Raw genomic sequence first — 26,083 nt, 5'->3', positions numbered from 1 at the left:
TGTTAAAGGATGCATATTTATATGTGTCCTTTTTTTATTAATGTGTAGCTATACGAACTTGACACCAATGGCAAGTCGAATAACCGATGCTGACCAGAACCGGCTTGTTTTCGCGTTTTGCTTTTTCGAAGGCTTCTTCTCCCCACGGGAACCAGTCCACAGGGTTGTGAGCATGTTGAAGGAGATATGGTGACTTCTCAGCGATTAATCTATTGGGTTTACTGTTAGTGGGCATGGATCACCTTCTTTCATTTGTTTTAATTACATTTAGGTACCACAATAATTATAAATAAATACAAAGCTTAGCCGATTTACTTAAAAGAGGGAGAAGGAAAATAATATAATGTTTAATTATGTTAATGAAGGAAGGCACCGTCCTTTTCAGTTTTCTTTTATTACAGGAGAATGGATATTTTTTTTTAGCTCTGTTAAATTTGATGTTGATAATTCCATAGTATTAAGGGGAACCCATTATTTATGGACGCCCCTTTAGTTCATAAGAAAAATTACTGTCGAGTGTTACCTAACAATATATACTTTGGACTGAAAGATTTTTTAGCCATTCCAATGATAAACGATTTGCACAACGCCAGAGGAAAATGTTCTTGTATTCAGCATTTTTAAATTTAACCTCTGTTTTAAATCAATAAACAACGGTTTTCCTTCTCCCAAAACAACAGGGTGAATAGATAATCTAAATTCATCAACAAGCCCCAAATTTATAAAAGTTGTTATGAGACTCGCTCCACCATATAGCCAGATGTCTTTACCAGGCTTTTTCTTTAATTTATTTACTTCTTCAAGAATATTATCATTTATAAATATTGCTTGATTATCAATCTCATGTTGTGTTCTGGAAAAAACATATTTCTTTTTACTATGAATTAATTTCCAAATTTCCTTTTCCGTATCAGGGTCTTCTTTTATGGGGATATACTGTCCCCATAAATCGTAGCTTTTTCTACCATATAAAATAGTATCAATTTGATTTAAGAAATCAGTAAACCCCATATCAGGGTCCATAATACACCAATCAACTTCTCCATTTTTCCCTTCAATAAAACCATCTAGAGTAACTGCTAAATCTAAAATGATTCTTCTCTGTTTTAAGTTATTTGTCATAACTATTCATCCTTTTACATAAGAAGTTGGTAGAAATTCTTCTTCCACTCATACACGAGATGGATTAAGTTGCGTTTGTGGACAGAGTGAAGAACAATATCCTAAAATGAAAGTGCCCACTACTCTTTGCAGCTCGATTAGCAGGAACACTCTTTATCTTCACTTGGTTAAATGAAAGCTCTGTTCGATTAAGTTATAGATTTCGCTTTCTGGATCTGTCCGTTCTAAAACAATTGAAATCCAATGTTCCTTATCCATATGATATCCGGGTAAGATATTTTCCCCATTTCTTAAGCCATCACTTATGTCAGGGGGGCATTTTAAATTCAGAATATCTATTTCGCCATGTCCTTCCAGGCCTAATTTTTCTGGGAGAACATTCATGATAAGACCGTACCATTTTTTGTTTGATGTATGTCTCAAAGAAGCATAGTTTGGGTATTTCCCCCACGGATAATCAGGCGGTGTACCGTATTTTTTTTTGACGTGTTTAAAGATATCTTCTCTTGTCAACATACTCAACCACTCCTTTATTCACTCTAATTTCTTCTAGGAAAAACCAAAGAGCGATCCTTGGTTGTCCTTTGGATACTTCAATAGAGATGTCACCAATGGCAGAAGCTGTGTCAAAGCTCCCTCTCTCCATGGGTACTATTCAACAGGGTTGTGGGCGAGTTGAATGAAGGATGATATTTCTCATTGAGTTTACTGTTAGTGGGCATGGGATCATCTTCTTTGCTCTTGTTTCTATTCTTTTTTACTGTACCACAATCCTTTGATGAAATACTTCATTACGATAGTGAAATTTATATATAAGGTAATGGATGTCTTATCTATTGCTGTTCTCTTAAAGAGTGCACTTTTGGAAGCTGTTATTGAATAGTATCGAAACGAGTTTACTAAATATTATCTCGATTGGCGGAGATTGATTTGATCATTAAAATGACTCAATTGAATATGAAAGATTTCAATAAACCAAACGAACCTTTCGTTGTTTTAGGGAGAATGATACCTGCTTTTGAAGACGGTGTTTGGACATATACTGTGGAACGATTTTCTAAACCTTATTTTAAACAATATGAAGATGATGAAATGGATGTTAGTTATATGGAAGATGAAGGGAAAGTTGTTTTTTTATATTATGGTGAAAGCAACTGCATCGGCCGGATTAAGATTCGTTCTAACTGGAATGGGTATGCACTAATAGAGGACATTGCTGTTGCAAAAGACTATAGAAAGAAAGGTGTTGGAACAGCATTATTACATAAAGCGATTGAGTGGGCAAAGGAGAATCGCTTTTGTGGTCTTATGCTTGAAACACAAGATATTAATGTCTCAGCTTGTCGTTTTTATGCCAAACATCACTTTATAATAGGTGCGGTTGATACGATGCTTTATTCCAACCTTCCAACAGCAAATGAAATTGCGATTTTTTGGTACTATAAATTTTAATTTATCATAAAATTATCGAACGAAACGAAGCTTGTTTTGCGTTTTGTTTTTCAAAGAAGAGGTTTTTTAACCCCTTCTTTTCTTTGATAAGAAGTGTCTTTCCACAATAGGCATAAAAACGTGGAGGATCATTCCTCCCAAACAGACGGTTAATAGGGTTCCGATGCCGATAGGGCCTTTAAAGATGATGGCTAATACTAAGAAAAGAGCGTATACCAATGTTCTTGAAAACAAGATTGTTCTTTTGGAGAGATCTCGGATAATAAGTGTTAAATGATCGATGGGTGTTGATGCGAATTTCGTCTGAAGATAGATGGCTGTTCCAAGACCGATGAGCACCAAACCAATTCCGAAACAAATCAGTTTGCTTAACAACGCGTTTAGATAGATGGTGTTTTTTACAACAAACAACCATAGGTCAATGCCTATTCCAGTAATGAATGCTGTAATCAAGCCTAGCAAAAGAGGTTTTTTTCTCGTTAATATAGCGTTGCAGATTAAGAGGATCACAGAAATAAGGACCTCCCAGCTTCCTACGGTAAGTCCGACTTCTTTTGACAGACCAACCAAAAGGGCATCGAAGGGTGATGTGCCCAGTTCTGATTGTATGGTTAAGGAAATGCCCAAACTTAATATGAGTATGCCTAATCCGTAAAAAATATATTTCATGTTAAATCCGCGATATTTCTTTTGTCATCAGGACGTGAGGGATGCCGTCTTCCATAAATTCCTGTGAAGAAATCTGGTAGCCCAGTTTTTTATAAAAGCCTGTTGCTTGTGTTTGACCATGCAGCTTACATGCAGTCAGTCCTTTTTCTTTTATGATTTCTTCTAACCCGTTTACGATGACTTTCCCCAATCCGTACTTACGGTAAGGTTTTAGGATGCAGATTCTTTCCAGCTTTGCTGTACGGTCAACGATGCGCACACGGCCCGTGCCGACAGGCTGATTCTCATAATATACCAAGACATGCTGGCATTGTTCCTGGAGCGTATCAAATTCATCGAACTCTTCGGATTCAGATACATGTTGCTCCTCAATGAAAACCGTCTTTCTAATATTCAAAGCTTCATGTAAATCAGCTTCAGTTGTTATTCTTTTTATATTCATTATGAATCAATCCTTTTCTGATATTAGTCTGGACTGTACAGCATGCATGTGGTCTTATAATAGTAAGGGTAAAACATTTTTGTTGTAATTGCAACAAAAATATGCGAGGGGTTTTAGGAATGAATGATATTTTGCGTGAGATCGGCATGATAGCAAGAGCGTTGGATTCCATAAGCAACATCGAATTTAAAGATTTGGACTTAACAAGAGGGCAGTATCTCTATCTCGTACGTATATACGAAAATCCGGGAATTATTCAAGAAAAATTGGCGGAAATGATAAAAGTGGACCGGACAACGGCCGCGCGGGCCATTAAGAAGCTGGAAATGCAGGGATTTATTCAAAAACTGCCGGATGAGCAAAATAAAAAAATAAAAAAACTGTTCCCGACTGAGAAAGGAAAAAAGGTATATCCATTGTTAAGAAGAGAAGGAGAACATTCCACGGAAGTGGCCTTGTCCGGTTTTACTTCAGAGGAAAAGGAAACCATTTCTGCACTCCTTCATAGAGTGAGGAAGAATATAGAACGTGATTGGGAATATGTCAAGAAGGGGAACAAAAGGGATTATTAATGGACAATGTTAACAAGTCGAGCTGATGCTGGCGAAAATCGGCGTCTCCTCCTCAAGAATACCAGATTGCTGGAGTGTGGGGCCATTTTCAAGATAATCTGCCTGGTCCGTTCACTTCTGTTTTCTTTAAAAACTATCAAAAAATCTCCAAAGGGAGTGGTTTTGATGAACTTGAGACAGCTATCAGAACATGTCTTTCAATGTGAATTTGAGCTTGATGTGCCTCTCCGTATTCCGGTTCATACTTGGTTTATCAAAGATGGTGATGGTGTTTATATTGTTGATACGGGAATAGAACGTTTTGCTGATGCTCAAATTAGGGCAGCACTCGCGATCGGCGATCCAAAAGCCATCTTGCTTACTCATGGCCACAGTGATCATATCGGAGGTGCATCAAAATGGTTAGAGAGATTTGATATTCCGATTTTTGCGCACCAGAAAGAACTAAAGTACATCAATGGGGAAGAGCCATATCCGAACAAAAATGAAGTGGAGAACACAGGGGTAGCCCATGTTGTCCAGCCGCTGACGGAGCAAACGCTTGCTCACCTGCCTCTGAAATACTATTTAACACCTGGCCATTCTCCGGGTCATGTCGTGTATTATCATAAAATCGATCGTACTCTTTTAACGGGTGACCTTTTTATCACAAGTAAGGAGGATTTACACCCACCTATAAGAAGATTCAGTGTTGATATAAATGAGAACATTGATAGCGGCTCAATCATAGATCAAATCAAACCAACGCTCATTTGCTCTTCACATGGCGAAGAAATTCTTTATAACGAAGAATTGTATAAAAACTATGTGGTAAGGTATAGGGATTAATGGAAGTAAGAAAAAACATACCAAATGAATTGGTATGTTTAGAGGGGATTTAAATATACTCCGAAATCTCAATGAGGTTCTGATCGGGGTCTCTTATATAAACAGATAGAATCGGGCCGAGTGCACCGGTTCTTTTTATTGGGCCTTCCTCGACATTGACGTTTGTTTTCTTGAGATGCTCCATCACTTTATTGATGAGTTCATCCGTGATCATACATAAATCGACAGATCCCGGGAGCGGGTGCTTGGCTTTAGGTTAGAATGCATGACCGGCCTCATGCAAGTTGATTTTTTGATTGCCAAAATACAAGACTTTTCTGCCTGCGCCAAATGTTTCTTCTTCCATTCCCAAAACAGATGTATAAAAGTCGATCGTTTCTTGAAGGTTTTGTACAGTCAACACCAGATGATCAATTCGTTTGATCAAGATGAATTCCCTCCTTTTAGGGTAATCGAAATAACGAAAATCATCACAATCACTAGATGACCTGCTTTATAAGATAGATTTACAGGTGCTACAGATAAATACTGACGGCAGAGTAAACAAGCAGCAAACACATAATAGTGCGAAATGCTTTATCGTATTTGTCAAAGAGTTTTTTGAACACAGAGCCGAATCCTGACCATAGCAGCAGCGCCAGCCAGCCGAGAATGATGGCTAATGTGAGATAAAGAATGACCGATGTCATTGAATGCTGAAACGGAAGGATAAAAGCACTCATCAATGTTAAGAAGAACAGAATGCTTTTGACATTGATTATTTGAAAAATAAAACCTGATAGAAAAGAAGAATGCACATCTTCAGAATCCTTCTTTGCTTTTTTGGACATGCCGACCTGCCATGCCAAATAAAGCAGATAGACTGCACCTGCTATTTTGAAGTATGGTTCTGCAACCGGAATCCAATTGTATAGTCCTATCGTAAATACACCGCTGAGAATCCCAAGGACTGCAAAACCTGCCAAAATGCCGCTATTGAAACGCCATGACCCTATAAAGCCAAACTGCCGCGCTTCATTCATCATTAAGATGTTGCTCGGGCCAGGCGTAATGGATGTCAAAATCACATACGAAAGAAAAGCTATTATACTCATAAAATCACCTTCATTTACTAATGTCGTACGGGGCAGTTTTTATTGTATGATAATGATATCTATAAATAAAATTGAAATATAAAAAGTCATTATCATTTTTTTCAATAGATCATAAAAGGAGAAATCGTATGGAGATCAGACATCTTATCACGTTTCAGACCATCGTAGAAAAGGGGAGCTATACAGACGCCGCGGCGAAGCTAGGCTATACGCAATCCACGATCACCACTCACGTCCAAGCGCTGGAGCAGGAGATCGGAGGGGCATTATTCACGTACGAGAAAAGGCGTTTAAGACTGACTGTTTTAGGAAGGGAATTGATCCCTTTAGCTGAGGATTTACTATCAACCCATGAACAAATCAAGAATATGCAAAACGTTCACGAAGTTAAGGGTGTGTTGAAAGTAGCGGCACCTGAGTCGTTAACCATTTCCAGACTTGGACCGATCATAAGGGAATTTTCACTGAAATATCCTCATGTCAAAATCATCTTAAGCAACGGCACATGCGGACAAAATCAGGTGGATTTGTTAAGCGGACGGGTCGATGTCGCGTTAATGGTCTATCCGGAGATCAATATTGAAAAGTGTGTTCATTACACATTAACCGAGGAGGAGATAGTCCTTGTGGGCAGTATGGATGGACCGGATCATTTTGATGATTACAAACAGGAAAACAACAGCCATTTCTTTATCACAAATGAAGAGGGCTGCAGTTACCGGTCGATGTTTGAACGATACCTTGTGAAGCATGACATCAGCGGTTTTCAAACGATGGAGCTGTGGAGTATCGAAGCAATCAAACAAACGGTTATGAGCGGGCTTGGATTTTCCGTTTTGCCTTATATCACAGTGAAAGAAGAAGTGGAGGCGGGCAAGCTGAAAATCCTTCATCATGCTGAAACCCTTGATCCGCTTTACTCTCATATGTTACTCAAAAAGAAAAAATGGCAGCTGCCTGCCGCAGAGGCTTTTGCGGAGCTTGTTTTACATTCAATTCATGAGCAAAAGGAGTGAGTGTCAGGCTCACTCCTATTCTATTTAAATTACGGCTGTGAGCTTTGGTTTTACAAATTTCATGAAAATCCCTCTGACTAATGGGCCCATAATCAGTAATTGCAATGGATAGGCCAGGATGAAATTTTTCAACACAATCATAAGATAAGCACTGAAGAGGCTGTCCCCGTTCAGCCCATTTGCTAGAACCGCTGTCACTAAACCGAACACAGACATACAAAGTACCATGCCAATCACCATACAAGTTGACATGGCAAGGATGACATGAATTTTTTTAGTCTTGTCGAACGGCATACGGAATGCAATCTTCTTGGCGAGGGGGCCCACTAACAGTAAATCGAACAGGAGGGCGACCATAAAACCGATGACCATTTCAAAAACGGTCATCAGTGAAAAATCCTGAATGGCTCCGTTGATGATGGCATTGTAAATCGACATGACGCAGACCATTCCAAAACACATCATCACGCCAAATATAAGACTCTCTTTTTTATTTGCTGGCATACAATCATTCCTTCTCTTCATAATCGGTGATTAGTATACCAATGAACTGTTCATGCTCATAAGTGACAAATTTGTGAACAATCTATAGCGCAGAATCGTCTTGTTTTGTCATCAGCACATGCGGAATGCCATCCAACATAAATTCTTCTGATGCAGTCTGATAGCCTAGCTTTTCATAAAAGCCTGCCGCCTGTGTCTGGCCGTGCAATTTGAAGGCAGAAATGCCTTGTTCTTTCACAATACGTTCTAATGCATCGACGATTATTTTTCCCAGACCGAATTTGCGGTAAGGCTTCAGAATGCAGATTCGTTCCAGTTTCCCCGCGTGGCCAACGATACGGACACGTGCAGTGCCAACAGGTACATTCTGATGATAAGCCAGGATGTGCTGGCAATCACCGTGGAGTGTATCGAACTCATCGAATTCATCCGAAATGGGACAGCCTTGTTCCTCTACAAATACTGCCTTTCTGATTTCAAACGCTGTATGTAAATCCTGTTCTGACGTGATTTTTTTGACATTCATGTTTGAATCCTCCCTACTCAGAAAAATGGCTGATGACGTATTGTTTAAAGGTCTCAGCAACCGGTGATAAAAACCTGCCTTTTATCCAGGCAATTCCTATGACACGCTGACATTCCGGCCAGCTGACGCGGATTTTGGTGATTTTGCTTTGGTCTAAGCCTTTCAGGTCTGGGAGAATAGATATGCCCAGTCCGGCTGCCACAAAACCTGCGGCAGTAGCTGCTTCTTCTCCTTCAAACATAATGTTCGGCTGTATATTGGCCTTCTCAAACAGCTCATCGACCGTCATCCGAAGCGCGTAGCCTTTTTTCAATAAAATAAAACGCTCCCCGGCAATCTCATTCAGGGTAATGCTTTCGCGACTGGCTAATGGGTGATCATTTGGCACAAATACAAAGAGTTCTTCACTCCACAGCTTGATCCATTGGATCGGATTTTCAGGCTTAATCGAAGCGAGGAGACAGAGGTCCAGATCCCCAGATTTTAATCGTTCAAGCAGCCAATAAGAGTGGTTTTGCTTCAGCTGGAAGGCAATGTTGGGGTATTCCTGCTGAAAGGAGCCGATGAGATCGGGCACGAGCGTGGTGCCTAATGTATGCAAAAAACCGAGAGAGACTACGCCTTGGTCTGGCTTTAATAAAGCTTGGATTTCTTCTTTTCCTTCGGTGTACTCTTTCATCATCGCCTGAACCCGCCGCAAAAAAATGTGTCCGTATTGATTTAAGCTAATGGATCGTCCTTGCCTGTCAAATAGCGGGACACCCAAATGATTTTCCAGCCTGGCGATAGAGCGTGAAAGCGCAGGCTGTGTGATGGAGAGGCTTTTTGCAGCTTTCGTCACATGCTGCATCCGGGCGAGTGTTTGAAAATATTCAAGTTGTTCCCATTCCAATTATCATCCCTCCTTATTACATATAAGCATGAAAAGGATATTTTATATGCATTATACAACATATATCAACGGTGCTAAGATAATAATATAAACAGACTCGAGGATGTTTGAAATCGGAAGAAATAAAGGATGGTTGTTTATGAATTACAGTGCTCCACAACATGATGAGGGACCGATAAAGTCCCGATGACATACATTCAAAAAGGCACACCGGTTTTTCGAAAAATTACGTTTGCTTTCTTCGCTGCGGGTTTCAATACATTTGCGATTCTATATTGCGTACAGCCGCTCATGGAGGAATTCACGAGGGAATTTCATGTGACGCCTACTGCGGCGAGTCTTTCTTTATCTGTTACCACAGTGCTGTTAGCTGTGAGCATGCTTGTCTTTGGTTCATTATCCGAGGTGTGGGGGCGCAAGCCGATTATGGGTATTTCCATGCTGGCCGCATCGGTTCTCTGTCTGGCATCGGCTTTCAGTCCGAACTTTCATACACTGCTCGTATTGAGAACCGTTCAAGGCGTTGCGCTCGCAGGCCTTCCGTCGATTGCGATGGCTTATCTTGGAGAAGAAATTGAACCCGGAAGTCTTGGATCAGCGATGGGGCTGTATATCAGCGGAAACGCAATCGGCGCCGTTTTCGGAAGGATCGTTTCCGGGCTCCTGAGCGAGTACTTGAATTGGCATATGGCGATGGGGTCAATTGGTGTCATTAGTTTGATTGCTAGTATTATATTTTTTATGAATTTGCCGCCATCCAGGCATTTTACGCCAAGAAAATTGAAGCTCGGGAAATTGGGAATGTCTCTGATCGGCCACTTGAGGGACCGTAAACTATTCAGCTTGTTTCTCATTGGTTTTTTACTGCTCGGAAGCAATGTTGCATTGTTTAATTACATTGTGTACGTGCTGTTGGGCCCGCCGTATTCGCTTAATAAAGCATTTTCCAGCTGGATCTTTATTGTGATGATTGTAGGCATTTTCAGCTCGTCTTTCATTGGAAGAATGGTTGATCGGTATGGCTATCCGAAAATATTGGTGATGAATATTTTCATCGTCATTGCAGGTGCTTTATTCACGATAAACAGTATGCTGGCAGTGAAAATTCTGGGAATTGCCCTCTTTACATTCGGTTTTTTCGGAGGGCATTCAGTTGCCAGCAGCTGGGTGGGCAGGAGAGCCCTTCACAACAAAGCACAGGCTTCATCGCTGTATTTGTTCTTTTATTACGCCGGTTCAAGTGTTTTCGGAACAATCGGAGGGCTATTCTGGTCTGCTTTTCACTGGCTGGGCGTTGTCGGTATGATCACCTTCATGCTGCTGGTTGCGTTATGGCTGTCGGGATACTTGGCAAGAAGTGTGAAAATGCCGGATAAAAGGAGCGAAAAAGGATTGAATTGATCAGTAAAAAAGGACCGTTAGCGGGTCCTTTTTTATTTCCAATGGGCAGGGATTCGTAAAGACAGCGGCAGCTTTGTGTTCGAATCGCCGTTGGCGGCGTTCACCTGTGCCTGTGTCAGAAAGATGCTCCCGGTCAGGTCGGCGCCTCTGAGATCAGCGTCTCTCATATCTGCACCGATAAAGTCTGTCATTCTCAAATCGGCATTTCTCAGATCTGCGGCTATGAGCAGTGCCCCTCTTAGGTTTGCTCCTCGCAAATCAAGCCCTTTCAGTTTCGCGCCGATCAGGACACTTCCCTGGCTGACTTTTTTCGGGAGTTTTGGATGGCGGGCTTGGGCACGCACCAGTTCACTCGTTTTTAACAGCCATTCATTGACCTCAGCTCGATGCTCGTCCACCTGCAGTGTCAGCAAGCGCTCTTTGCTGAGTCTGGTGAGCCTTTCTATTTTTTCGAAACTGGTTCTCAGTTCAGAATGAATCGGCTTGGCTATATCTATAGATAGAGCTTCATGTAAATACCAGAGCATTTCGTGCAGCTGCTGCATGATAGGAAAAACGTCAAACATCTGGTTGGCCGTTTCGGGGCTGTTTCGCCAATCCTTTCCCTCATAAGTGATTTGGGATACTTTTTGGCCGGCGCCAAAGCATTCATATGCAGAGCAGCCTCGAAATCCTTTTTCTCTGAGATTTTTATGTATAGAACATTGATAGTTTGATTGTAAGTTGCGGCAAGGCGTGCCCCCGTCTTTATCAAAAGCAAAATCTGCCGACTTCGCATAAGGCAAGGCGACACAGCACAGGCCAAAACAGTGCTGGCAATCCGCACTTAAATCATGATGTATATTGTCATGTAACGTTACTTCCGCAGACAATAATGTCCACCCCTTCACTTGGGTACTTTGTTAAATATATCTATTTGATTATATAGGAAAAAAGGATACTTTTCATTTTGTTTTCACGGTTTCAGTGATCTAACGATGTATAATATATCCAATCATGATGATTGGGGGAAGTCATTTGGAACAGCAATTGAAAGACATCATCTCTGCATGTGATTTGGCAATCCAAAATGAAGATTTTGATACACTGATGAATTATTATTCGGAAGATGCCGTTTTAGTTGTGAAGCCGGGCATGATCGCGCGAGGTAAAGAAGAAATCAAAAAAGCGTTTATGGCAATCGCGGACTATTTCAATCATCATATTGTCCCGACACAAGGGGAAATGATCATTTTGGAAGCAGGAGACACTGCACTGGTCCTTTCTCAGACACTGCTTGATTCGGATAAAAAGGATTCCGAGTATGCAATGGAAAGAAGGGCGACCTATGTATTTAGGAAGAATGCGCAAGGCGAGTGGCTTTGTGCAATCGATAATTCATATGGTACGGATTTAATTGGTGTGTAAGATATGTCTTTGATGTGCCATTCCTGCATATAATGATTCATTCAGCTGATTAGGGAAGGTGACACAATTGAATTTATATGACATCAGAATGGCTCCTTATTGGTTTTATGAAGGCAGAGGACTTGTTCAACATCTATACGTATTTCGGCAGCCTGTCTCCTCACGTGCAATCATTGCATCTACCCGCGGCGATGTCACGGGAGACGGCGTTATTGACGAGGTCTTTCTAACTGGAAATCAAATGCCCGGCAGCCCGTTATGGAGAAATATCACATTGGTGATCCGTGATGGCAGAACTCATCAGGAGCAGCGGATTCAGCTTCAAAACAATATGGGATACAATCCGTCACTTTTTCTGGGGGATATGACAGGCGACAAGATTGAGGATGTGGCAGTGGTAATGGACACAGGGGGAAGCGGCGGTGCTATTTATGCATATGTGTTTGCCTATCTAAACAGGCAGTTCCGGCGAATTTTCAATTCAGATGTATTGAATGATGAATTAAAGTACAGTGTGAGGTATCAAAATCAATATAAAGCGAGCGTCATCAGTCATCAGCAAAACAAAACGTATATCCTCGACCTTACTTACAAGGGCAGGGAATATTTGAATGAGATTTATAACAGCCAAGGTGTGTTAAAAATGCCGATAGAAGGATGGGTGAATCCTTTATCGGGCTTGTATCCGGTTGATTTTGACAGAGACGGCGTATACGAATTATTGGCGTACCAGCGGATAGCGGGAAGGTATAACGCCGACTCATTGGGATATGTTCAAACCGTATTGAAATGGAACGGACGGCGTTTTGCCGTTGACCGGCAGAATGTTTCGATTGTTGGCGGTGCTGTCTCGTAATCCTGATGGCTGTCACCCTATAAAGGGTGACAAAACACTACAGGTGTTCTGCAACGACAACCAAATAATAAGATAAACCGGTTTGCTGCTCTTCTAACATTCCTCTATGGAAATCATCTTGCATAAAAAAACGTGTTTGTTTTACATAATCTTCTTTACTTGTCGGATGCCCGTTCTGATTTAGGAACTTAAGATGATTCATGACATGCTCTTGCACGGAAGGATCATGATACGTTACACCGTTTCTTAAAAAATCAGCCATCCTATCAAGAAAATGTTTAGCCTCTATTGCCATTTTGTTCATTTCATCGACATTGATTGTATGTGTATCCAATTCAAAATCGTAACGCTCTTTTAAATACCCATTTTGTTCTGCTAAAGATTGTTTCCATTCTTCAGCGCTTTCAAATCCTTTAAACATTACCTTGTGATCCATGTTTTCGCCTTTTCTCGTGTATTCTAAAGATGTGTTGACTGTTTGAATGAGACGCTGATACTTTTCAATTTTCTTTTCAAACAGCTTTTTTTGTTTTTCTAATGTACTTGTTCTTTCAGCATCCTCATTTAGTAATGTTTTGATTTCTGACAAAGGGATATCTAATTCTTTGTAAAAAAGGATTTCCTGCAGTCTTTTTAGTTCTTCAGCACCATAGTACCGATATCCGGCTTCGCTTATTTCCTTTGGGGCTAGCAAGCCGATTTTGTGGTAATGATAAAGCGTTTTAATTGTGACATTCGCAATATTGGATAGTTCTTTTACTGTTAATTTCACCATCCGACTCCTCCTTTCTTCTTTCACTATGAGGCCTTACCTTTGGTTGGAGTCAAGGATAAAATGGTGGTGTTTTCGTCCGAAGACAGCCTAGTGAATGTGGGAGAAAGAAAATAACACCTGGCGGATTCAAAGAAAAGAGTGCTTTTCAGCAAGCACTCTTCATTCCAGTTTAATTCGTTTTACATCCCCTAGTACAAACACATAAAAAACCAATCCCAGCAACAGCACAAAACCAGCTACCAGAAAGCTGAGCGTAAAGGAGCCTGTCACATCAAACAAATACCCTGTCAGTGACGCAGCAATAATGCCTCCGAACAGGTTGTTTGCGAGATTCACCATGGAGCTCAGCATGGATACGGAACCGATCGGCGCGAGTTCTGCGGAGATGGACCAGCCGACCGGAGCGGTTGCGGAAATTCCGGCGAGTCCGATGGAAATGCAAATAATGGCTACGGTAATATTGTTCGTCAGAATGGAGCCTAAAAAGAAAAAGCCAAAGCTCATTCCGACTATGATTACGGTTCGGTACACCTTGGTGTTAGGATAGCCTTTCTTAATAAAATAATCGACGAGCCAGCCGCCGACGGCAATTCCGGAAATGGTTGAGATCAGCCACGGCACTGCCGTAAATAAACCGGACGACATGAGATCCATACCGTATGTATGTTTAAAGAAAGTCGGAAGCCAGGTGAGCAGCAGGTTGAATGTATACCCGTACCCTGTAAATCCGATCATTAAGCCCCATACTTTCCGATTGGTGAAAAGCTTTTTTAAAAGCGGGCCCGTTTTGTAAGGGATTTGCTCTGTTGTAATGGCATTGTGTTTTTGAATATAGTTTAGTTCACTTTTAGAAATACGTTTGTGCCGTTCAGGCTGTTCATAATACTGCCAGAAAAAGATCGTAAACAGCACATTGATGCATCCAATCGTCAAAAAAGCGACACGCCAGTCAAATGTTGTGACAAGAAAGGCGACCAATGGCGCGCCGATTACATTTGAAAACTTGGCGGCCGAATCGAACAGTGAGTTTGCCAATCCCCGCTCACTTGGAGGAAACCAGAGAGCGGTTGCCTTAGAGGCAGCAGGGAACGCAGAGGCGCTCGTCAGCCCAATGAGAAACCGGAACAGATACAACAGCAATTTTCCTTGCAAAAAAGCAAGAAGGATCGTTAAAAAGCTCCATATTGTCATTCCAACCCTCGTGACCCATGCGACCCCAAAACGGTCCAGCAAACTTCCGACAGGCAGCTGCATCAGTGTATAGGAATAGGTGTAAATGGAAAACACGATGCCAAGTTCAGTTGCAGTAAGGTGAAACGAATCTTGTATCGCAGGGGCCGCTACCGAGATGGCCACTCGGTCAAAATAATTAAGAATAATAATGCCGCTAAGTAACGAAGATATGTACCATCTGGTATGCCCAGGCCGTTTCACGCGCTCTTGACTCATGATGAAAACCTCCTCTGTCATAGCATGATCTCCTGATGGAAAAACCATTCAAATTTTAAATACCACAGCGCGCTTTTATATAAACGGCAGGAATTTGACTGGAACAGATCGGTGCTTTAGAATGAAAGTAATAAAAATGAACACTCCAAAGGGGAGTAGCTTTCACAGTAAAGTCGTCATTACGGGACAAGGTGTCCTCGGCTTTGCTGGCAATCTCATTGTTAGCGAGACCTTTGCCAAATCTGATTTGGTGAAGGTCTTTTTGTTTCAGGAACTTCACCAAATTGGTGGAGTTTTTTCATTTTTATCAAAAAGGGAGAGGAGCATCAGAATGTCTAAGCTGAAAAAGTGGCTGAAGCGTGAATTGGTGAGGAAAGGGCTGCCGTTAGCGAAAGAGAAATTGATTCCGATCTTAAAAGAAAAAATGAAAAAGAAACGATGAGGGGGCTGAAGATGAAGATCATTTTGACAGTACTTGCCGGAGTGGGACTTTTGAGTGCAGGCGGATGCGGCATGCTTGATCAGGTGAACGACGGATTGAACTATACGAGTGAAGCAGCGGGTTATGTGGAGAAGGTGAAGACATTTGCAGAGGAAGCGCCTAAATTAGCTGAGAAAGCTGTAAATGACACCGAGGCGAAAGAAAAACTTGAAGCGCAGCTTGAGTCGATTCAGAAGGCTGCCGCTGATTTTAATGAATTAACGCCGCCTGATGCCGCAGCGGAGATTCATCAAACCATTCAGGAGCATAACGAAACCTTGCAGAAAAGCGCTGAAGATGTGTTGAAACAAGCAGAGGAAGGCAAGGTATCGCTTAAAGAATTGGAGCAGTCAGACCTGGTCCAAAACGCAAAGCAAATTACTGATGTGATGGGACAAATTGAGAAGCTGAGTGAATAAGAAAAAGCATCCCGACGCGGGATGCTTTTTGCTTATTCAGCCATTGCGTCTGTTAAGACAGGAACGACTTGTTTTTTACGGGAAACAACGCCTTTCAAGAGGGCTGTGTTGTTTTCTAATGTAACGTTGAACGCTTTTTCCACTTTCGCTGCTTCGTTACCGATTGCAAGAGCAAGTGAATCATTTTCTAAGATATCTGTGATAACGAGAAGGAACAGATCAAGATTCTTCTCAGCCACAACTTTTGAGATCACAGCTTCTAATTCAGCTTGGCGTTTTTTCACATCTTCAATGTCCACTGTGTTTACTTGTGCGATTTCGACTTTCTTGCTGCCGAGCGTAAATTCTTTCGCATCAAGAGAAATGAGCTCTTCCACTGTTTTTTTGCTTAAATCAGCGCCTGCTTTCAGCATGTTCAAGCCGTATTCTTCAGCATCTACGCCAGCGATTTCCGCAAGCTCTTTTGCTGCCGCTACGTCTTGGTCCGTGCAAGTTGGAGATTTAAATAACAGGGAATCAGAAATGATCGCAGACAGCATAAGGCCGGCAATTTCTTTCTCGATTTTCACGTTATTCTCTTTGTACATTTTGTTTAAGATGGTAGCCGTACAGCCTACAGGCTCAGCACGATAGTAAAGCGGCTCAGCTGTTTCAAAGTTAGCGATGCGGTGATGGTCGATAACCTCTAAAACCTGAACCTCTTCAATATCTTTGATGCTTTGCTGGCGTTCGTTATGGTCAACCAGGATAACGGCGTTTACTTCGTTTGCAGCTGTTTCAACAAGGCGCGGGCTTTCTTGTTTGAAATAGTCAAGCGCGTATTGTGTTTCGCCGTTGACTTGTCCGAGGCGGACAGGCTCAGCATTGAAGCCGAGTTTGTTTTTCAAATCAGCATAAGCAATCGCAGAACAAATCGTATCTGTGTCTGGGTTTTGGTGTCCGAAAATAAGTATCTTTTCCATGATAGCTCCTATCCTTTTTTAAGTAGTGTAATCTTTATATAGTTTAACACGTCTTGCTGCAGGTGTAATCATGCAAACCCTTAAAAATTGATGTGAATAAGAAGCATTTTCTTTGAGCTAAGGAGAAAAGGTGTGTAAAATACTGGGTAGCTTAGTTGCAAAATGTAATGTAGTATCAAAAAAGGTACTATTGGAGGGTCAAGAATGAGTGGAAAAAAGAATATATACCCGAACAAAGAAGGCTGTCCAGTTGAATTTACTCTAGATGTCATTGGCGGAAAGTGGAAAGGAATTCTTTTTTATCACATGATAGATGGCAAGAAACGATTTAATGAGTTTCGGCGAATCTGCCCGAGTATTACTCAAAGAATGCTTACTCTTCAGCTGAGGGAGCTGGAAGCGGACGGCATCGTGCATCGTGAGGTTTATCAACAGGTGCCGCCCAAGGTTGAGTACTCTCTGACGGAATTTGGGCGAACGCTTGAACCGATTGTTTTGCAAATGAAAGAATGGGGAGAATCCAACAGAGACGTGCTGGAATCTTATCGTTCGAACGGCTTACTGAAGGATCAGCAGAAATAGCAGCAAAGGGAAAACTCCTTTGCTGCTTGTTTTATTTCATTGAAATGGCTCTGTTGGCGTTTCTGACATCGTTTTTCAACAGTTCAGAAAGGTTGTAAGACGGATAATATCCATGCTGATACATGTATCGATAAACTTGGGCGTGCAGCTGGATGGCAGCATTCAGCTGTTTGACCAGTACGTTTCTTAATTGAGGTGTTGCTGTTTCTGTAATTGCGATGGCATAGCTGCGGACAGATGTTTTGGCAAAACCGAGCAGGTCACCGCTGTAAAATGGGTTATCTGCGCGTTCTTCTTCCTCATCCTCTCTGTGCGGAGCCTGTGGAAAGAACGGAAGAAGCTCTCTCAAATTTTGCTCAACACCCTGAATAGACACGTTATAAAGCTGTCTGAGCTGAGGGTCTTTTACTTCTCTTATCATTTTCTTCAGTTTAATGAGTCCGTTTGATTGAAAAGCAACCAGCTCGTGCATTTCTAATGTTTCATGCCAAGCCAATGTTCTGCGTTCATCCATGTGAAAATTCTCCTTTATCGATCAGATTCCATATCAGCATATGCCCAACGCTCAATGTTGTTCATGATGTTTTGAAGTTTTTAAAAAGGGAAATTCACCTTATATAGGATACGGGTTGAGAACATGCACAAAGAGGTGAAACACAATGTGGGACATGATAAAGAACTTTTTCTTGTTTAGCAGCGGCGTTCTGCAAGCAACAACCCTTTTACTGGTGATCTTAATTTTTATGTATGTCAGAAAAACGAAAAAGAAAAACAAGGAATCTTCTGGCTTTATGGATGATAAACATTAATTGTGATGGGCATTCTTTTCAAAGAATGTCTTTTCATTTTTTATGTTTCACATGAAACATTAGCGTCATTTTACTTGCGATTTGGACTTATGTTAAAATATAAAAGTAAAATTTAGAGATGATATAAAAACATTCGGTGCAAAGTATGTTGCAGCGATGAAAAAAGAGCAGTCGTTTATGCTGCTCTTTTCTATTCGTATGTTCAGGATGATACGAGGTGACTAAGTGAAACAAACGAGAGCTTTAATGGAAGGTGCTATTTTAATCAGTCTGTTTGCGATCATCACGCTTCTGGTCGTTTATGTTCCTGTGATTGGAACAATTCTGTTATTTGCACTGCCGCTGCCAATGATCTTGTATACGATCAGACATGGATTGAAGCTAGGGATATGGATGGGCGCTGTCAGTCTTCCGGTTGTTTTTATTGTCGGGTCCTTTAACGGGCTTATTGTAGCTTTTATGTCAGCTTGCGCCGGCATTGCCATGGGACATTTTTTCAAAAGGAAAGAGCCTGGGCACGCCATTATTTCGGGCGCTCTTATTTATATGCTTAGTATTGTCTTCTATTTTGTGATAAGCATTCAGTTTTTGGGTATCAATATCATTGATGAGGCGATGACACAATACCGGCAATCTCTTGATATTGTAGAAACTGTAGTGAAGCAGTCGGGCAATGCTGAACAGTTTGAAAAGCAATTAAAACTGATGGAAGAACAATTGGGTATCGTTCAATATCTTTTTCCAACAGCTATTGTGATGGTAGGAGTTATTTTTTCTTTCCTCAGTTACCTTATCGCTAAGCCGCTCTTAAGGCGATTCTCCCCCGATATTCCTAATCTAAAGCCTTTTAGAGAGTTGAAGTTTCCGCAAAGTGTTGTAGTACTGTATTTGATTATTGTCATGCTCTCATTTTTGCCTTTAGAAAAAGGCCAAATGCTGTACTCTATCGCTTTAAATGGGGAGTTTATACTCGGGTTTCTGATTTTCATCCAAGGTTTATCATTTATCTTTTTCTATTGCCATAAGAAACAATATCCAAAGGCTGTGGCTGTGATTGCTGTCATACTTGGGTTTGTGCATCCGGTCTTCATGGCAGCCATTCGCATTTTAGGCGTTTTAGATATGGGCTTTCATATAAGGAATAAGGTGAAGTGAACATGAGTTTTACTCACATGGTGGGGAGTGATAGAAATGCCAAGCTTTTATGAAAAACCGCTGTTTCGGTATCCCATCTATGCATTGATTGCTCTGTCAATTATTACAATCCTCATCAGCTTTTATTTTAACTGGATATTAGGAACCGTCGAAGTGCTGCTGCTGGCAGTTATTTTGTTTTTTATTAAGCGTGCTGATTCTCTTATTCGACAAGAGATTGATGCTTATATTTCTACGTTGTCCTACAGGTTGAAAAAAGTCGGTGAAGAGGCATTGATGGAAATGCCGATTGGAATCATGCTTTTTAATGACCAATATTATATAGAATGGGCAAATCCGTTTCTTTCCTCTTGCTTTAATGAAAGCACTTTAGTGGGGAGATCACTTTACGATACTTGTGAATCGGTAGTGCCGCTTATCAAACAAGAGGTGGAATCGGAAACGGTTACATTGAATGACCGCAAGTTTAGGGTTGTCATCAAACGGGATGAGCGTCTCTTATATTTCTTTGATGTAACAGAACAAATTCAGATTGAAAAGCTATATGAAAACGAAAGAACCGTCCTGGCATATATTTTCCTTGATAACTATGATGATGTGACACAAGGATTGGATGACCAGACGAGAAGCACGATGAACAGCCAGGTGACATCTTTGCTGAACGCTTGGGCGCAGGAGTACGGGATCTTCTTGAAAAGGACGTCTTCAGAACGCTTTATCGCTGTACTTAATGAACACATCTTAACTGAACTCGAAAATTCGAAGTTTTCGATTCTTGATGAAGTGCGGGAAAAAACCTCATTTGACGGTGTAGCGCTGACGTTAAGCGTCGGTGTCGGGGCTTCAGTCTCTTCCCTGAAAGAACTTGGCGATTTGGCGCAATCCAGCTTGGACTTAGCACTGGGACGCGGCGGAGACCAGGTAGCCATTAAGCTGCCAAACGGCAAGGTGAAGTTTTACGGCGGTAAAACAAACCCAATGGAGAAACGAACAAGGGTGCGGGCCCGCGTGATTTCTCACGCCTTAAAGGAAATCGTCACCGAAAGCAGCAATGTGATTATCATGGGGCATAAATTCCCCGACATGGATTCTATCGGCGCAGCGATCGGGATTTTAAAGGTGGCTCAGGCAAATAACAAAGATGGTTTTATCGTGATTGACCCAAATCAAATCGGATCAAGTGTGCAGCGTTTGATTGGGGAAATCAAAAAATATGAAGAACTGTGGTCAAGATTTATTACGCCTGAAGAAGCAATGGAAATTTCCAATGATGACACACTGCTTGTGATCGTTGATACACATAAGCCGTCACTCGTCATGGAGGAACGGCTGGTCAATAAAATTGAACATATCGTGGTCATCGACCATCACCGCAGAGGTGAGGAGTTTATCAGAGATCCGCTGCTCGTTTATATGGAACCATACGCTTCTTCCACAGCGGAATTGGTGACAGAGCTGCTTGAATATCAGCCGAAGCGCTTAAAAATCAATATGATTGAAGCAACAGCCCTATTAGCTGGTATAATAGTGGATACAAAGAGCTTTTCTCTCCGCACGGGCTCGCGGACTTTTGATGCGGCTTCTTATTTAAGGGCAAAAGGCGCCGACACGGTGCTGGTGCAGAAGTTCCTGAAAGAAACCGTTGATTCCTATATTAAACGGGCGAAGCTGATCCAGCATACGGTCCTCTATAAAGATAACATTGCGATTGCTTCTCTTCCTGAAAATGAAGAGGAATATTTCGATCAAGTACTGATTGCGCAGGCTGCCGATTCGCTGCTGTCGATGAGTGAGGTTGAGGCTTCCTTTGCGGTGGCGAGACGGGATGAACAAACGGTTTGTATCAGTGCGCGGTCGCTTGGCGAGGTAAATGTTCAGATCATCATGGAGGCCCTGGAAGGCGGAGGGCATTTAACAAATGCGGCGACTCAGTTGTCCGGCATTTCAGTTTCTGAAGCGCTGGAACGGCTGAAGCACGCCATAGATGAGTATTTTGAGGGAGGCGTACAGAGATGAAGGTTATTTTCTTACAAGATGTAAAAGGAAAAGGAAAAAAAGGCGAAGTCAAAAACGTAGCAGACGGTTATGCGCATAACTTTCTAATTAAAAAAGGCCTCGCGGTTGAAGCGAACGCGTCAAACATCAGCGCGCTAAACGGACAAAAGCAGAAAGAGAAAAAAGAAGCCATTGCCGAGCTTGAGCAGGCTAAGAGCTTGAAAGAGACATTAGAAAAACTGACTGTTGAGCTTAGCGCAAAATCAGGTGAGGGCGGCCGTTTATTTGGTTCAGTGACAAGCAAGCAAATCACTGAACAGCTCCAAAAAGACCATAACATTAAAGTAGATAAGCGGAAGCTTGAACTGCCGGACGGCATTCGTGCATTAGGATATACAAACGTGCCTGTGAAGCTGCATCCTGAAGTGCAGGCTGTGTTAAAGGTACATGTAAAAGAAGAAGCTTAATAGAAAAGAGGCTTGGATGAATCCAAGCCTCTTTTTTTATTACACGATATAAAGAGTTTGCTGGCTTTCTCTGCCAGGTCCTCTTCGCATTCCCTGCACGCTGTTTGTGCTGCTAGAGGAACCGCTGTACTCGTCAGATGTTATTTCTTTTCCGTTTTTCTTAATCCAGGAAACAAGTTCACTGTTGCCTGAGTTGTTTTCGGACAGAAGGAAGTATTTCACTTTGCCTTCTTTGATCAGTTTTTTCAGTTCCGACACAGTCAGAATGGGATCCGTGCCGTTAAATCCGCCCATTGCCATAACAGATTCATTTTCGTAAATGATGTATGGCGCAGCTGTTACAGTTGTCAAAGTAGCAAATAAATATTCTTCGCCGGTATTGTGTGTTCTCAGATAGGACAGGAGCCCGCTGTCGACCTCTGAAGAGAACATGTTCCCGCCGTTTGCTGAGCCTTTGAGCTGCGGGCCGGATTCAGGAAGGACGCTGTTGCCACCGTATAGAAGCGGCGTTGCTGACCAGTAAACAGGTGTGAGAAGCAGAACGCACAAGCTGATGATGGTCAGCAGCTTACTGAACGGATGGCTGCGTTTAAGCATCAGAAGTGCAAGGGAGATGCCCAGTCCTACGAGTCCTAGGACATACATCCATACACTGCCAATTTGGCTTGTATAAGCACTCAGAATATACACCTGGAACGCGGCTGTGATCAGAACGGCTGCCGGCAGAAGATAGCTGGACCAGTCTTTATTATTTTTGTATAAGCGGTGCATCGTATACCATCCGATACCAGAAAGGGCGGCAATCGGCGGTGCCAGCATAATCAAATAATACTGGTGGAAGAATCCTGCGATGCTGAAGAAGCCAGCCACGGGAACAAGCCAAGCCGCCCAGAATAGCGTTTCTTTCATTTCAGCAGCATGTCCGCGGCTATCACGGTACCAGCTGACGATTGCGCCCAGTAATCCGATCAATGAGAATGGAAGCATCCAGCTGATTTGGCCGGAGAGTGCTGATTGGAAAAGACGAAGCGGTCCAGGATCACCGATGCCGAACATATTCACGCTTTTCTCGCCTCCACCGCCAGGCCCTCCATTTCCAGGTCCGTTTCCACCTGTGGGAGGTGTGCCTCCGCCTCCATTGAGAGCGCCGGTTTGTCCGTTAGGCGGCTGAGGCGCCTGTAAATGGTTTCCGAATGAATGATTTCCGTTCTGAGAAAAAGATGAACCGTTGCCATTTGGCGCTTGCATGTTGTCTTGATTCTGCATGTTCCCTCCGCCAGCAGCATTCATATCACCCTTTGCCAATCCCGTAGTTTGCCCAAGCAGACGCTCTGTGCCGTTGTAGCCAAAGGCCAGTTCTAGCACTGAGTTGGTCTGGCTGCTTCCTACATAAGGCCGGCTTGAGGAAGAGGCTGAATCCACTGCAATCGCCCATGAGAGTGAAAGGCCTGTCAGAAGGACAAGAGACAGAAGCAGGGACCCGATTTTTTTCTTCAGAGAAACCCGGGATGCAGCCATGTAGAATAACACAAATGCAGGCAATACCATAAACGCTTGCATCATCTTCATATTAAAGGCGAGCCCAATTAGGGCAAATGCCGTCAGCAGCCAAACCAGCTTGCCTTGTTTTACTGCCCTAAGCAGACAAGTTGAACCGAGCAATAAGGTAAAAACAAGCATGCTGTCAATATTGTTTGTCCGGCTGACAGCTACTGCGATAGGGGTCAGTGCCATGACAAGTGCGGCAATGCGGGCCGCTCCAATTCCAAAAGTCGGCTTAATCATTCTGTAGACAAGGAAGACAGATCCAACTCCGGCAAGAGCCTGGGGAATGATGACACTCCACGTGTGAACACCGAAAATCAGTGCGAAAATCGTTTGAATCCATAACACGACAGGAGGCTTATCTACTGTCACAAATCCAGAAGGGTCAAATGACGCATAAAAGAAATTATGGAAGCTTTGCGTCATGCTTTTTACAGCCGCCAAATAGTACTGGTTCGCTGTATCATCCTGCCAAATGTGATACGTATTCAAAAAAGCTGCTGCCAGCAAAATAAGAATAAGGGCTGCATCGAATCGTTTGGTTTTCATCGTTTTTCACCTCTTTATGGTGTCTAATTGTAAAAAACAAATATGAAAAACTTATGAATAAACCATAAATATTCAAAGAAAAAAGCGGAGATATTTTCCCCGCTTTTATGCTGAATTTCTTTGTTTTTCTGACTGAAAAATGTATCGATCTCGTCCGGCTTCCTGTCCAGCTGCTCCCATTACGATCAGGGCAGCAATGAGAAGCACAATCGGCATCGTCCAAGAATGCGTCTGGTCAAAGAGATAGCCGACAAAGATTGGCCCGACTGCTGCCAGCAGGTAGCCGAATGACTGAGACATGCCTGACAGCGCAGCGGCCTGTTGGGCATTTTCACTGCGGAGACCAATCAAAGTAAGGGCCAGACTAATGCTGGAGCCTTGCCCGATACCGATAATGATCATCCAGATGGCAAGCAATGTATGGCTTCCGCCCGCTAATAATCCGCAGAGGCCGATCAGATAAACTGAGGCCAGCGCCGCAGCGATACCGCGCTGCTGTTTCACACGGTCAGCTAAAACTGGCGTCAGAAAAGTGGAAGGCAGACTCGCAAATTGCATGAGTGATACCATCCATCCGGCTGTTGCCGTATCAATCCCATGTGAACGGAGAATTTCAGGAAACCAAGCGATGCTGCTGTAAAATAAAAACGATTGCAGGCCCATAAAGATGGTGACATACCATGCCATTTTGGAAGCCCAAATGGAACTGGATTGCAGCTTCATTGTCTGGTTTGCCGTATCCCGGTGGCGCAGCTGAGGTATCCAGATCAGCAATGCAAGCAAAGCTAGCCCGCCCCATAAGAGAAAGGCCTGTTTCCATCCGCCATCTATCTGGGTCGCTAAAGGAACGCTGACACCCGATGCTAAAGCAGCGAATATATTCATTGATGTCGTATACAGGCTGATCATGATCCCTGGCTTGTCAGGGTATTTATGTTTGATTAAGCTTGGCAAAAGTACGTTACCAATCGCAATCCCGACGCCGATAAGTGCCGTTCCGAAAAACAAAGCGGCAGTATAGCCGGTAGAACGAGTCAGAACACCGATAAGCAGTATCACGAGACCTAGCCATAAAGTTCGCTCATTTCCGAGGCGCTGTCCAAGCTTAGGTGCAAGTGGAGAAAGAACTGCAAACGAAAGCAGCGGCAGTGCGGTCAAAAAACCGGCTGCCCCATTGGACATGTGCAGCTCTGCCCGGATAGAGCTGATGACCGGACCGACTGAAGTGATCGCAGGCCGTAAGTTAAAGGCGATAAAGATAATGCCGGTGATCAGCCAAAATGATTGGATTTTTTTATTATGTGGATGTGGCAAAGCAGTTACTCCTCTTTTCTAACATATACATGATATTATCCCGAAACAGGTAAGCAAGTATGTGAATGAAGGCTATGATTTGTCCTCTTTTTGCAGTTCAGCCATTTTGGCAAGCAGAATATGCTGAGGCATATGCATGATCTGTTCAAGCGGCAGATTCAAGGACTCTGCAAGCTTTTGTGCAGTTTCAGCAGAAATTTGCAAAGGTCTCACAAAAGATCCCTCCTCTCTTCTGTCCATTGTACAAGAATCAGATGTGAAATGTAAGAAGATGTCACAAAGGAATAGAGCAATCGGAAAATGACCGTTATAAAAGAGGTAAGGAGGGTTCTTATGCACGCACCGTTATCCTTATTAAAACAAATGCTGAAGGAACACCAAATAGACACTGAAAAAGCTGTCACTTTCGAAGAATATATAGCAATGAGGTTAAAGCTTCAGGAGCTGATGGGGAAATTTGCTTCGATCGGGGAGTGGGATCTGTATCAAAAAGCGGCAGATTTGATGATGCACATAGGCATCCAATGGATGAAATAAACCGATAACCGCTAAAAAACCCTCGCTGCAGCGAAGGCTTTCATTCATTAAAATGAGTGTTCTTCTTCCACATTTTTAAACTGGTCATAAATTACAAGCTTAGACGGACTGTTTTCCTTAGCCACCTGTTTGGCCTTTTCAATAGCGGCGTCTTTAGACGTATACAAAGCTGTCGGCGCTACATTCTCCACCTCAATAAACCAGCCGTCCGCATCAACATTAGGCGTAATCGCATATTTCTTTATCATCTTTCATTCCTCCCT

General features: G+C 42.5%; 32 protein-coding genes and 2 pseudogenes. 15 read left to right on the top strand and 19 right to left on the bottom strand.

Annotation, left to right across the window (positions count from 1 at the left end; translation table 11 throughout):
- Window positions 1–55 precede the first annotated feature (55 nt).
- From AC0OMA_RS20785 to AC0OMA_RS20775, 3 genes and pseudogenes are all read right to left on the bottom strand, one after another.
- Window positions 56–235, bottom strand: a pseudogene (locus AC0OMA_RS20785) (DUF255 domain-containing protein); the annotation flags it as partial.
- A gap of 320 nt (window positions 236–555) precedes the next feature.
- Window positions 556–1,122, bottom strand: coding sequence for a dihydrofolate reductase family protein (locus tag AC0OMA_RS20780; protein WP_474222408.1), 567 nt, complete (start codon window positions 1,120–1,122; stop codon window positions 556–558).
- Window positions 1,123–1,281: 159 nt separating this feature from the next.
- Window positions 1,282–1,638, bottom strand: a complete 357-nt coding sequence (locus AC0OMA_RS20775) for an MmcQ/YjbR family DNA-binding protein (protein ID WP_474222407.1) — start codon at window positions 1,636–1,638, stop codon at window positions 1,282–1,284.
- A 414-nt stretch (window positions 1,639–2,052) separates the two neighbouring features.
- Here AC0OMA_RS20775 and satA point away from each other — a divergent pair, with 414 nt between their 5' ends.
- A complete protein-coding gene (satA, locus tag AC0OMA_RS20770; RefSeq protein ID WP_474222406.1) occupies window positions 2,053–2,574 on the top strand; it encodes a streptothricin N-acetyltransferase SatA in 522 nt (173 codons plus the stop codon).
- A 66-nt stretch (window positions 2,575–2,640) separates the two neighbouring features.
- On the opposite strand, the gene AC0OMA_RS20765 is transcribed toward satA, so the two are convergent.
- Both AC0OMA_RS20765 and AC0OMA_RS20760 read right to left on the bottom strand, forming a co-directional pair.
- The gene (locus tag AC0OMA_RS20765) at window positions 2,641–3,243 is read right to left on the bottom strand and encodes a YczE/YyaS/YitT family protein (protein WP_047183508.1); all 603 of its coding nucleotides are present in this window, start codon (window positions 3,241–3,243) and stop codon (window positions 2,641–2,643) included.
- Between the two features lies 1 nt (window position 3,244).
- Window positions 3,245–3,685 (bottom strand): GNAT family N-acetyltransferase, encoded by a 441-nt coding sequence (locus AC0OMA_RS20760; RefSeq protein WP_474222405.1) that lies wholly within the window; start codon window positions 3,683–3,685, stop codon window positions 3,245–3,247.
- A 119-nt stretch (window positions 3,686–3,804) separates the two neighbouring features.
- Here AC0OMA_RS20760 and AC0OMA_RS20755 point away from each other — a divergent pair, with 119 nt between their 5' ends.
- Window positions 3,805–4,257 carry a MarR family transcriptional regulator gene (locus tag AC0OMA_RS20755; RefSeq protein WP_003226875.1) on the top strand — a complete coding sequence of 151 codons (453 nt, stop codon included), beginning with the start codon at window positions 3,805–3,807 and terminating at the stop codon, window positions 4,255–4,257.
- A 165-nt stretch (window positions 4,258–4,422) separates the two neighbouring features.
- Window positions 4,423–5,085 (top strand): MBL fold metallo-hydrolase, encoded by a 663-nt coding sequence (locus tag AC0OMA_RS20750; protein ID WP_251217855.1) that lies wholly within the window; start codon window positions 4,423–4,425, stop codon window positions 5,083–5,085.
- Between the two features lie 49 nt (window positions 5,086–5,134).
- Here AC0OMA_RS20750 and AC0OMA_RS20745 read toward each other — a convergent pair.
- Window positions 5,135–5,512: pseudogene (locus tag AC0OMA_RS20745) on the bottom strand (VOC family protein).
- A gap of 88 nt (window positions 5,513–5,600) precedes the next feature.
- A complete protein-coding gene (locus AC0OMA_RS20740) occupies window positions 5,601–6,179 on the bottom strand; it encodes a LysE family translocator (RefSeq protein ID WP_015483972.1) in 579 nt (192 codons plus the stop codon).
- A gap of 128 nt (window positions 6,180–6,307) precedes the next feature.
- On the opposite strand from AC0OMA_RS20740, the gene AC0OMA_RS20735 reads away from it, so the two are divergent.
- Window positions 6,308–7,195: a LysR family transcriptional regulator gene (locus tag AC0OMA_RS20735; RefSeq protein WP_047183504.1), complete on the top strand. Its 888-nt coding sequence runs from the start codon at window positions 6,308–6,310 to the stop codon at window positions 7,193–7,195.
- A 24-nt stretch (window positions 7,196–7,219) separates the two neighbouring features.
- Here the strand turns inward: AC0OMA_RS20735 and AC0OMA_RS20730 are convergent, their stop codons facing one another.
- The 3 genes from AC0OMA_RS20730 to AC0OMA_RS20720 form a co-directional block, all read right to left on the bottom strand.
- Entirely contained in the window at window positions 7,220–7,699 is a 480-nt protein-coding gene (locus tag AC0OMA_RS20730) for a DUF2798 domain-containing protein (protein ID WP_047183503.1), read from the bottom strand.
- Window positions 7,700–7,781: 82 nt separating this feature from the next.
- On the bottom strand, window positions 7,782–8,225 hold the full coding sequence (locus tag AC0OMA_RS20725; protein ID WP_251217852.1) for a GNAT family N-acetyltransferase: 444 nt from the start codon (window positions 8,223–8,225) through the stop codon (window positions 7,782–7,784).
- A gap of 13 nt (window positions 8,226–8,238) precedes the next feature.
- Window positions 8,239–9,117, bottom strand: a complete 879-nt coding sequence (locus AC0OMA_RS20720; protein ID WP_047183501.1) for a LysR family transcriptional regulator — start codon at window positions 9,115–9,117, stop codon at window positions 8,239–8,241.
- Between the two features lie 186 nt (window positions 9,118–9,303).
- Between AC0OMA_RS20720 and AC0OMA_RS20715 the strand changes: the two genes are divergently transcribed.
- Complete coding sequence (locus tag AC0OMA_RS20715) at window positions 9,304–10,518, top strand: MFS transporter (protein WP_251217851.1); 1,215 nt, start codon at window positions 9,304–9,306, stop codon at window positions 10,516–10,518.
- Between the two features lie 32 nt (window positions 10,519–10,550).
- Here AC0OMA_RS20715 and AC0OMA_RS20710 read toward each other — a convergent pair whose 3' ends face one another.
- On the bottom strand, window positions 10,551–11,390 hold the full coding sequence (locus AC0OMA_RS20710) for a pentapeptide repeat-containing protein (RefSeq protein ID WP_047183499.1): 840 nt from the start codon (window positions 11,388–11,390) through the stop codon (window positions 10,551–10,553).
- 145 nt (window positions 11,391–11,535) lie between these two features.
- On the opposite strand from AC0OMA_RS20710, the gene AC0OMA_RS20705 reads away from it, so the two are divergent.
- On the top strand, window positions 11,536–11,925 hold the full coding sequence (locus AC0OMA_RS20705; RefSeq protein ID WP_063335909.1) for a YybH family protein: 390 nt from the start codon (window positions 11,536–11,538) through the stop codon (window positions 11,923–11,925).
- A gap of 67 nt (window positions 11,926–11,992) precedes the next feature.
- Complete coding sequence (locus tag AC0OMA_RS20700; RefSeq protein WP_063335908.1) at window positions 11,993–12,781, top strand: hypothetical protein; 789 nt, start codon at window positions 11,993–11,995, stop codon at window positions 12,779–12,781.
- Window positions 12,782–12,818: 37 nt separating this feature from the next.
- Here the strand turns inward: AC0OMA_RS20700 and AC0OMA_RS20695 are convergent, their stop codons facing one another.
- Together AC0OMA_RS20695 and AC0OMA_RS20690 are read right to left on the bottom strand one after the other, a co-directional pair.
- Window positions 12,819–13,556, bottom strand: coding sequence for a MerR family transcriptional regulator (locus AC0OMA_RS20695; protein ID WP_015483967.1), 738 nt, complete (start codon window positions 13,554–13,556; stop codon window positions 12,819–12,821).
- Window positions 13,557–13,715: 159 nt separating this feature from the next.
- The gene (locus AC0OMA_RS20690; protein WP_014478548.1) at window positions 13,716–15,026 is read right to left on the bottom strand and encodes an MFS transporter; all 1,311 of its coding nucleotides are present in this window, start codon (window positions 15,024–15,026) and stop codon (window positions 13,716–13,718) included.
- Window positions 15,027–15,126: 100 nt separating this feature from the next.
- On the opposite strand from AC0OMA_RS20690, the gene AC0OMA_RS20685 reads away from it, so the two are divergent.
- Both AC0OMA_RS20685 and AC0OMA_RS20680 read left to right on the top strand, forming a co-directional pair.
- Window positions 15,127–15,447 (top strand): hypothetical protein, encoded by a 321-nt coding sequence (locus AC0OMA_RS20685; protein WP_003226899.1) that lies wholly within the window; start codon window positions 15,127–15,129, stop codon window positions 15,445–15,447.
- A gap of 11 nt (window positions 15,448–15,458) precedes the next feature.
- Window positions 15,459–15,905 (top strand): DUF6376 family protein, encoded by a 447-nt coding sequence (locus AC0OMA_RS20680; protein ID WP_181220362.1) that lies wholly within the window; start codon window positions 15,459–15,461, stop codon window positions 15,903–15,905.
- A 32-nt stretch (window positions 15,906–15,937) separates the two neighbouring features.
- Here the strand turns inward: AC0OMA_RS20680 and AC0OMA_RS20675 are convergent, their stop codons facing one another.
- On the bottom strand, window positions 15,938–16,867 hold the full coding sequence (locus tag AC0OMA_RS20675; protein WP_015385181.1) for a manganese-dependent inorganic pyrophosphatase: 930 nt from the start codon (window positions 16,865–16,867) through the stop codon (window positions 15,938–15,940).
- 204 nt (window positions 16,868–17,071) lie between these two features.
- On the opposite strand from AC0OMA_RS20675, the gene hypR reads away from it, so the two are divergent.
- Complete coding sequence (gene hypR / locus AC0OMA_RS20670) at window positions 17,072–17,449, top strand: transcriptional regulator HypR (protein ID WP_014478546.1); 378 nt, start codon at window positions 17,072–17,074, stop codon at window positions 17,447–17,449.
- Window positions 17,450–17,480: 31 nt separating this feature from the next.
- Here the strand turns inward: hypR and cotF are convergent, their stop codons facing one another.
- Window positions 17,481–17,963, bottom strand: a complete 483-nt coding sequence (gene cotF, locus AC0OMA_RS20665) for a spore coat protein CotF (protein ID WP_003243364.1) — start codon at window positions 17,961–17,963, stop codon at window positions 17,481–17,483.
- Between the two features lie 145 nt (window positions 17,964–18,108).
- Here cotF and AC0OMA_RS20660 point away from each other — a divergent pair, with 145 nt between their 5' ends.
- The 4 genes from AC0OMA_RS20660 (at window position 18,109) to rplI (ending at window position 21,875) form a co-directional block, all read left to right on the top strand.
- Window positions 18,109–18,258 (top strand): hypothetical protein, encoded by a 150-nt coding sequence (locus tag AC0OMA_RS20660; protein WP_003226909.1) that lies wholly within the window; start codon window positions 18,109–18,111, stop codon window positions 18,256–18,258.
- Window positions 18,259–18,483: 225 nt separating this feature from the next.
- Entirely contained in the window at window positions 18,484–19,413 is a 930-nt protein-coding gene (locus tag AC0OMA_RS20655; RefSeq protein ID WP_322839926.1) for a YybS family protein, read from the top strand.
- A 36-nt stretch (window positions 19,414–19,449) separates the two neighbouring features.
- A complete protein-coding gene (gdpP, locus tag AC0OMA_RS20650) occupies window positions 19,450–21,429 on the top strand; it encodes a cyclic-di-AMP phosphodiesterase GdpP (protein WP_003242517.1) in 1,980 nt (659 codons plus the stop codon).
- Complete coding sequence (rplI, locus tag AC0OMA_RS20645; protein ID WP_003226915.1) at window positions 21,426–21,875, top strand: 50S ribosomal protein L9; 450 nt, start codon at window positions 21,426–21,428, stop codon at window positions 21,873–21,875. The genes gdpP and rplI overlap by 4 nt, the downstream gene beginning before the upstream one ends.
- Window positions 21,876–21,914: 39 nt before the next feature.
- On the opposite strand, the gene AC0OMA_RS20640 is transcribed toward rplI, so the two are convergent.
- From AC0OMA_RS20640 to AC0OMA_RS20630, 3 genes are all read right to left on the bottom strand, one after another.
- Entirely contained in the window at window positions 21,915–23,969 is a 2,055-nt protein-coding gene (locus AC0OMA_RS20640) for a glycosyltransferase family 39 protein (protein WP_474222404.1), read from the bottom strand.
- 105 nt (window positions 23,970–24,074) lie between these two features.
- Window positions 24,075–25,283 carry a CynX/NimT family MFS transporter gene (locus tag AC0OMA_RS20635; RefSeq protein ID WP_474222403.1) on the bottom strand — a complete coding sequence of 403 codons (1,209 nt, stop codon included), beginning with the start codon at window positions 25,281–25,283 and terminating at the stop codon, window positions 24,075–24,077.
- A gap of 72 nt (window positions 25,284–25,355) precedes the next feature.
- Window positions 25,356–25,496 (bottom strand): YycC family protein, encoded by a 141-nt coding sequence (locus tag AC0OMA_RS20630; protein ID WP_003242786.1) that lies wholly within the window; start codon window positions 25,494–25,496, stop codon window positions 25,356–25,358.
- A 120-nt stretch (window positions 25,497–25,616) separates the two neighbouring features.
- On the opposite strand from AC0OMA_RS20630, the gene AC0OMA_RS20625 reads away from it, so the two are divergent.
- Window positions 25,617–25,820 carry a hypothetical protein gene (locus AC0OMA_RS20625; protein ID WP_003244312.1) on the top strand — a complete coding sequence of 68 codons (204 nt, stop codon included), beginning with the start codon at window positions 25,617–25,619 and terminating at the stop codon, window positions 25,818–25,820.
- Between the two features lie 47 nt (window positions 25,821–25,867).
- On the opposite strand, the gene AC0OMA_RS20620 is transcribed toward AC0OMA_RS20625, so the two are convergent.
- Window positions 25,868–26,068 (bottom strand): DUF2188 domain-containing protein, encoded by a 201-nt coding sequence (locus AC0OMA_RS20620; RefSeq protein ID WP_003226922.1) that lies wholly within the window; start codon window positions 26,066–26,068, stop codon window positions 25,868–25,870.
- Window positions 26,069–26,083: the final 15 nt, after the last annotated feature.

It is taken from the genome of Bacillus sp. AMCV2, assembly GCF_056033925.1.
The sequence above is the reverse complement of the archived record's forward strand: the minus strand, read 5'-3'. Positions and strand labels throughout refer to the sequence as shown.

Bases quoted from the DNA above. Each gene is read 5' to 3' on its own strand.
- AC0OMA_RS20780 (WP_474222408.1), bottom strand. From the start codon at position 1,122: ATGACAAATAACTTAAAACAGAGAAGAATCATTTTAGATTTAGCAGTT.
- AC0OMA_RS20775 (WP_474222407.1), bottom strand. From the start codon at position 1,638: ATGTTGACAAGAGAAGATATCTTTAAACACGTCAAAAAAAAATACGGT.
- AC0OMA_RS20765 (WP_047183508.1), bottom strand. From the start codon at position 3,243: ATGAAATATATTTTTTACGGATTAGGCATACTCATATTAAGTTTGGGC.
- AC0OMA_RS20760 (WP_474222405.1), bottom strand. From the start codon at position 3,685: ATGAATATAAAAAGAATAACAACTGAAGCTGATTTACATGAAGCTTTG.
- AC0OMA_RS20755 (WP_003226875.1), top strand. From the start codon at position 3,805: ATGAATGATATTTTGCGTGAGATCGGCATGATAGCAAGAGCGTTGGAT.
- AC0OMA_RS20750 (WP_251217855.1), top strand. From the start codon at position 4,423: ATGAACTTGAGACAGCTATCAGAACATGTCTTTCAATGTGAATTTGAG.
- AC0OMA_RS20740 (WP_015483972.1), bottom strand. From the start codon at position 6,179: ATGAGTATAATAGCTTTTCTTTCGTATGTGATTTTGACATCCATTACG.
- AC0OMA_RS20735 (WP_047183504.1), top strand. From the start codon at position 6,308: ATGGAGATCAGACATCTTATCACGTTTCAGACCATCGTAGAAAAGGGG.
- AC0OMA_RS20730 (WP_047183503.1), bottom strand. From the start codon at position 7,699: ATGCCAGCAAATAAAAAAGAGAGTCTTATATTTGGCGTGATGATGTGT.
- AC0OMA_RS20725 (WP_251217852.1), bottom strand. From the start codon at position 8,225: ATGAATGTCAAAAAAATCACGTCAGAACAGGATTTACATACAGCGTTT.
- AC0OMA_RS20715 (WP_251217851.1), top strand. From the start codon at position 9,304: ATGACATACATTCAAAAAGGCACACCGGTTTTTCGAAAAATTACGTTT.
- AC0OMA_RS20695 (WP_015483967.1), bottom strand. From the start codon at position 13,556: ATGGTGAAATTAACAGTAAAAGAACTATCCAATATTGCGAATGTCACA.
- AC0OMA_RS20690 (WP_014478548.1), bottom strand. From the start codon at position 15,026: ATGACAGAGGAGGTTTTCATCATGAGTCAAGAGCGCGTGAAACGGCCT.
- AC0OMA_RS20685 (WP_003226899.1), top strand. From the start codon at position 15,127: ATGAAAGTAATAAAAATGAACACTCCAAAGGGGAGTAGCTTTCACAGT.
- AC0OMA_RS20680 (WP_181220362.1), top strand. From the start codon at position 15,459: ATGAAGATCATTTTGACAGTACTTGCCGGAGTGGGACTTTTGAGTGCA.
- AC0OMA_RS20675 (WP_015385181.1), bottom strand. From the start codon at position 16,867: ATGGAAAAGATACTTATTTTCGGACACCAAAACCCAGACACAGATACG.
- hypR (WP_014478546.1), top strand. From the start codon at position 17,072: ATGAGTGGAAAAAAGAATATATACCCGAACAAAGAAGGCTGTCCAGTT.
- cotF (WP_003243364.1), bottom strand. From the start codon at position 17,963: ATGGATGAACGCAGAACATTGGCTTGGCATGAAACATTAGAAATGCAC.
- AC0OMA_RS20660 (WP_003226909.1), top strand. From the start codon at position 18,109: ATGTGGGACATGATAAAGAACTTTTTCTTGTTTAGCAGCGGCGTTCTG.
- gdpP (WP_003242517.1), top strand. From the start codon at position 19,450: ATGCCAAGCTTTTATGAAAAACCGCTGTTTCGGTATCCCATCTATGCA.
- rplI (WP_003226915.1), top strand. From the start codon at position 21,426: ATGAAGGTTATTTTCTTACAAGATGTAAAAGGAAAAGGAAAAAAAGGC.
- AC0OMA_RS20640 (WP_474222404.1), bottom strand. From the start codon at position 23,969: ATGAAAACCAAACGATTCGATGCAGCCCTTATTCTTATTTTGCTGGCA.
- AC0OMA_RS20625 (WP_003244312.1), top strand. From the start codon at position 25,617: ATGCACGCACCGTTATCCTTATTAAAACAAATGCTGAAGGAACACCAA.
- AC0OMA_RS20620 (WP_003226922.1), bottom strand. From the start codon at position 26,068: ATGATAAAGAAATATGCGATTACGCCTAATGTTGATGCGGACGGCTGG.